This window comes from Synechocystis sp. FACHB-383 (assembly GCF_014698605.1).
GTDB classification, from domain to species: domain Bacteria; phylum Cyanobacteriota; class Cyanobacteriia; order Cyanobacteriales; family Microcystaceae; genus Synechocystis; species Synechocystis salina.
In genome coordinates this window covers 1-5257 of sequence record NZ_JACJTJ010000068.1, presented here as the reverse complement: position 1 = coordinate 5257, position 5257 = coordinate 1, and the positions used below count along the sequence as shown (strand labels likewise).

Sequence of the window (5257 nt, the reverse complement as noted above, 5' to 3'; positions counted from 1 at the left end):
TCAAAGAAAGAGGAACTTGGCATCGGACTATTGTGCCGTGGGGCAACCCCCAGAGTATCGTCGCCGCTATCACATTTCACAACCGAGTGCGGGATGGGATCGGAGTGGTTCCATGACGCTAAAGACACCAAGAAAGACTGTTGGGTATAGCTGAGAAGAAACCCAGAAGACTGCACAAGAAAAGAGAAAGAAAAAGAAGAAAAAGGTCAAGCCCTCGGTCTATTAGTACTCCTCGACTTCATCCATTACTGAACTTCCATCTAGAGCCTATCAACGGGTAGTCTTCCCGTGACCTTACTGGCTTAACACCATGAGAGTACTCATCTTGAGGTGGGCTTCCCACTTAGATGCTTTCAGCGGTTATCCACTCCGCACTTGGCTACCCTGCGTTTACCGTTGGCACGATAACAGGTACACCAGAGGTGCGTACTTCCCGGTCCTCTCGTACTAAGGAAGTCTCCTCTCAATACTCTTACGCCTACACCGGATATGGACCGAACTGTCTCACGACGTTCTGAACCCAGCTCACGTACCGCTTTAATGGGCGAACAGCCCAACCCTTGGGACGTACTACCGCCCCAGGTTGCGATGAGCCGACATCGAGGTGCCAAACCTCCGCGTCGATGTGAACTCTTGGCGGAGATCAGCCTGTTATCCCTAGAGTAACTTTTATCCGTTGAGCGACGGCCCTTCCACTCAGTGCCGTCGGATCACTAAAGCCGACTTTCGTCCCTGTTTGACTTGTCAGTCTCACAGTCAAGCTTCCTTCTGCTTTTACACTCTTCGGCTGATTTCCAACCAGCCTGAGGAAACCTTTGCGCGCCTCCGTTACCTTTTAGGAGGCGACCGCCCCAGTCAAACTGCCCACCTGAAATTGTCCTTCTCCCGGATAACGGGAACAAGTTAGAATTCTAGCCTCACCAGAGTGGTATCTCACCGTTGACTCCATTACTCCCACAAGAGTAACTTCATAGTCTCCCACCTATCCTGCGCAAGCAAAGCCCGAACCCAATTCCAAGCTACAGTAAAGCTTCATAGGGTCTTTCTGTCCAGGTGCAGGGAGTCCGTATCTTCACAGACAATCCTATTTCGCCGAGCCTCTCTCCGAGACAGTGCCCAGATCGTTACGCCTTTCGTGCGGGTCGGAACTTACCCGACAAGGAATTTCGCTACCTTAGGACCGTTATAGTTACGGCCGCCGTTCACCGGGGCTTCAGTCGCTAGCTTCAGGATTTCTCCCTGACCAACTTCCTTAACCTTCCGGCACTGGGCAGGCGTCAGCCCCCATACTGCGTCTTACGACTTTGCGGAGACCTGTGTTTTTGGTAAACAGTCGCCTGGGCCTATTCACTGCGACCTCCATTGCTGGAGGCACCCCTTCTCCCGAAGTTACGGGGTAATTTTGCCGAGTTCCTTAGAGAGAGTTACCTCGCGCCCCTTAGTATTCTCTACCTTCCTACCTGTGTCGGTTTCGGGTACAGGTGACTATAAATTAACGTGGTTCGGGCTTTTCTAGGAAGCTTGACATCATGCACTTCGTCTCCGTAGAGACTCCCCATCACACCTCCGCTCAAGACGTTTTCGCCGTCTCTCATCGCCTCGAATGCTTGGACTGGTAACCAACTTCCAGCTGCACTAGCCTTCTCCGTCCCCCGCCACAATTTATAATCAGTACCGGAATATTGACCGGTTGTCCATCGACTACGCTTCTCAGCCTCGCCTTAGGTCCTGACTAACCCTCCGCGGACGAGCCTTCCGGAGGAACCCTTAGGATTTCGGGGTATGGGATTCTCACCCATATTTTCGCTACTCAAGCCGACATTCTCACTTCTGTACTGTCCACACCTGCTTGCCGCTAGTGCTTCACCCTATACAGAACGCTCCCCTACCACTCATATCTGAGTCCACAGCTTCGGTACATCACTTAGCCCCGTTCATTTTCGGCGCAGGAGCGCTTGACCAGTGAGCTATTACGCACTCTTTTAAGGATTGCTGCTTCTAGGCAAACCTCCTGGTTGTCAATGCACTCCCACCTCCTTTCTCACTTAGTGATGATTTGGGGACCTTAGCTGGTGGTCTGGGCTGTTTCCCTTTCGACGATGAAGCTTATCCCCCACCGTCTTACTGGTCGTTTCTTCTTGGGTATTCTGAGTTTGCCTCACTTTGGTACAGCTCTCGCCGCCCGCAGCGAAACAGTGCTTTACCCCCCAAGTTGACTTTACAACCGCTGCGCCTAAACACATTTCGGGGAGAACCAGCTAGCTCCGGGTTCGATTGGCATTTCACCCCTAACCACAGCTCATCCGCTAATTTTTCAACATTAGTCGGTTCGGACCTCCACTTAGTGTTACCTAAGCTTCATCCTGGCCATGGTTAGATCACCCGGGTTCGGGTCTACAAATTGTGACTAACGCCCTATTCAGGCTCGCTTTCACTTTGGCTTCGGTGCAACACACCTTAACCTGCCACAACCTGTAAGTCGCCGGCTCATTCTTCAACAGGCACACGGTCACTCGTTTAATCGAGCTCCCATTGCTTGTAGGCTAACGGTTTCATGTTCTATTTCACTCCCCTCAACGGGGTTCTTTTCACCTTTCCCTCGCGGTACTTTACGCTATCGGTCACACAGTAGTATTTAGCCTTACCAGGTGGTCCTGGCGGATTCAATCGGAATTCCACGAGCTCCGACCTACTCGGGATTCAGCTAGGCTGCTTCGATTTTCGACTACAGGACTTTCACCTCCTCTGGTGCAGTTTTCAGCTGCTTCGTCTAATCTATTCAGTCCATGTTGCTGTCCCACGACCCCAATCTCCGAAGACATTGGTTTAGGCTGTTCCCCGTTCGCTCGCCGCTACTTAGAGAATCACTTTTGTTTTCTTTTCCTCTAGCTACTAAGATGTTTCAGTTCACTAGGTTCGCTCTCTCCCGCCTATTTTATTCAGCGGGTAGTTCACTTGGGTTGCCCCATTCGGACACCTCCGGATCAATGCTTGTTTCCAGCTCCCCGAAGCGTTTCGTCGGTAACCACGTCCTTCTTCGCCTCTGTGTGCCAAGGTATCCACCGTTAGCCCTTTGTAGCTTGACCTTATTAAGATCTTCTTTTTGCTAACTAGGATTATCTTTCTTCTCACATTCACCACTCTTCCACTTTCCACTCACCCAAAGGCTCCATGGTTGGCTTCCGAATAGCTAAGGAGATTCAGATTTTCCCTGCTTTCTCTTTTCTTTATGCAGTTTTCAAGGTTCTTACTGGACTTACATCCAGCATTCCCTCTGACTCTCATCAGACAGGATGCTGAAGGGTTTATCCTTCTTTTTGGCTTGTTTTGGTTAGGTGGGCCATTCTGGACTTGAACCAGAGACCTCACCCTTATCAGGGGTGCGCTCTAACCAACTGAGCTAATAGCCCTTGCCTCTTACCTCGCCTAGGCAATAGTTTGAAAGACTTCTACTCTTTAACCTCTCGGTTAATCCCTTGCTCGACCTTTTGGTTGACCAACTTCTACCTATTTGCACTTTGCTTTCGGTATGAAGGGGTAAAGGTCTCCCTTAAAGGAGGTGATCCAGCCACACCTTCCGGTACGGCTACCTTGTTACGACTTCACCCCAGTCACTAGCCCTGCCTTCGGCGCCCTCCTCCCTAAGGTTAGAGTAACGACTTCGGGCGTGACCAGCTCCCATGGTGTGACGGGCGGTGTGTACAAGGCCCGGGAACGAATTCACCGCAGTATTCTGACCTGCGATTACTAGCGATTCCTCCTTCATGCAGGCGAGTTGCAGCCTGCAATCTGAACTGAGGCCGGGTTTGATGGGATTCGCTTACTCTCGCGAGCTCGCTGCCCGTTGTCCCGACCATTGTAGTACGTGTGTAGCCCAAGGCGTAAGGGGCATGATGACTTGACGTCATCCCCACCTTCCTCCGGTTTGTCACCGGCAGTCTCTCTAGAGTGCCCAACTTAATGATGGCAACTAAAAACGAGGGTTGCGCTCGTTGCGGGACTTAACCCAACATCTCACGACACGAGCTGACGACAGCCATGCACCACCTGTCTCCTGGCTCCCTAAGGCACTCCCACGTTTCCGCAGGATTCCAGGGATGTCAAGCCTTGGTAAGGTTCTTCGCGTTGCATCGAATTAAACCACATACTCCACCGCTTGTGCGGGCCCCCGTCAATTCCTTTGAGTTTCACACTTGCGTGCGTACTCCCCAGGCGGGATACTTAACGCGTTAGCTTCGGCACGGCTCGGGTCGATACAAGCCACGCCTAGTATCCATCGTTTACGGCTAGGACTACAGGGGTATCTAATCCCTTTCGCTACCCTAGCTTTCGTCCCTCAGTGTCAGTTTCAGCCCAGTAGCACGCTTTCGCCACCGATGTTCTTCCCAATATCTACGCATTTCACCGCTACACTGGGAATTCCTGCTACCCCTACTGTACTCTAGTCTTGCAGTTTCCACCGCTCTTATGGAGTTAAGCTCCATTCTTTAACAGCAGACTTGCAAAACCACCTACGGACGCTTTACGCCCAATAATTCCGGATAACGCTTGCATCCTCCGTATTACCGCGGCTGCTGGCACGGAGTTAGCCGATGCTTATTCATCAGGTACCGTCATTTTTTTCTTCCCTGATAAAAGAGGTTTACAATCCAAGGACCTTCCTCCCTCACGCGGTATTGCTCCGTCAGGCTTTCGCCCATTGCGGAAAATTCCCCACTGCTGCCTCCCGTAGGAGTCTGGGCCGTGTCTCAGTCCCAGTGTGGCTGCTCATCCTCTCAGACCAGCTACTGATCGTTGCCATGGTAGGCTCTTACCCCACCATCTAGCTAATCAGACGCGAGCCCATCTTCAGACGATAAATCTTTCACCTTTCGGCACATTGGGTATTAGCAGTCGTTTCCAACTGTTGTCCCCATTCTGAAGGCAGGTTCTCACGTGTTACTCACCCGTCCGCCACTAAGTTCCCGAAGGAACTCCGTTCGACTTGCATGTGTTAGGCATACCGCCAGCGTTCATCCTGAGCCAGGATCAAACTCTCCATTGTGTTAAAAATAACCAATTTATAAGTTTCGGCTCTTTTCTGTTGCTATTTCTTCCGACTTGAGTTAAACTCTTTGTCAAGTAGAAACAGACTTTGGTTTGTTAATTGAATTAACAAGGGTCTGGTTTCTGTCTCTCAAACTATTTCTTTGTCTAGGTTCGGGGCGCTTTCGAGTCGCTTTCGCTCTCAACCGCGCATTTATCAATATACTCACCT

At 51.0% G+C, this 5257-nt stretch carries 1 tRNA gene and 3 rRNA genes; all 4 read right to left on the bottom strand.

Annotated features, from left to right (window positions below):
• Positions 1-14: 14 nt before the first annotated feature.
• Positions 15-132: ribosomal RNA gene (rrf, locus tag H6G45_RS19230) — 5S ribosomal RNA — on the bottom strand.
• Positions 133-202: 70 nt separating this feature from the next.
• Positions 203-3086: ribosomal RNA gene (locus H6G45_RS19225) — 23S ribosomal RNA — on the bottom strand.
• A gap of 250 nt (positions 3087-3336) precedes the next feature.
• Positions 3337-3410: transfer RNA gene (locus tag H6G45_RS19220), tRNA-Ile, on the bottom strand.
• Between the two features lie 142 nt (positions 3411-3552).
• Positions 3553-5044 (bottom strand): 16S ribosomal RNA (locus H6G45_RS19215).
• The 16S, 23S and 5S rRNA genes sit together here with 1 tRNA gene alongside, the layout of an rRNA operon.
• Positions 5045-5257: the final 213 nt, after the last annotated feature.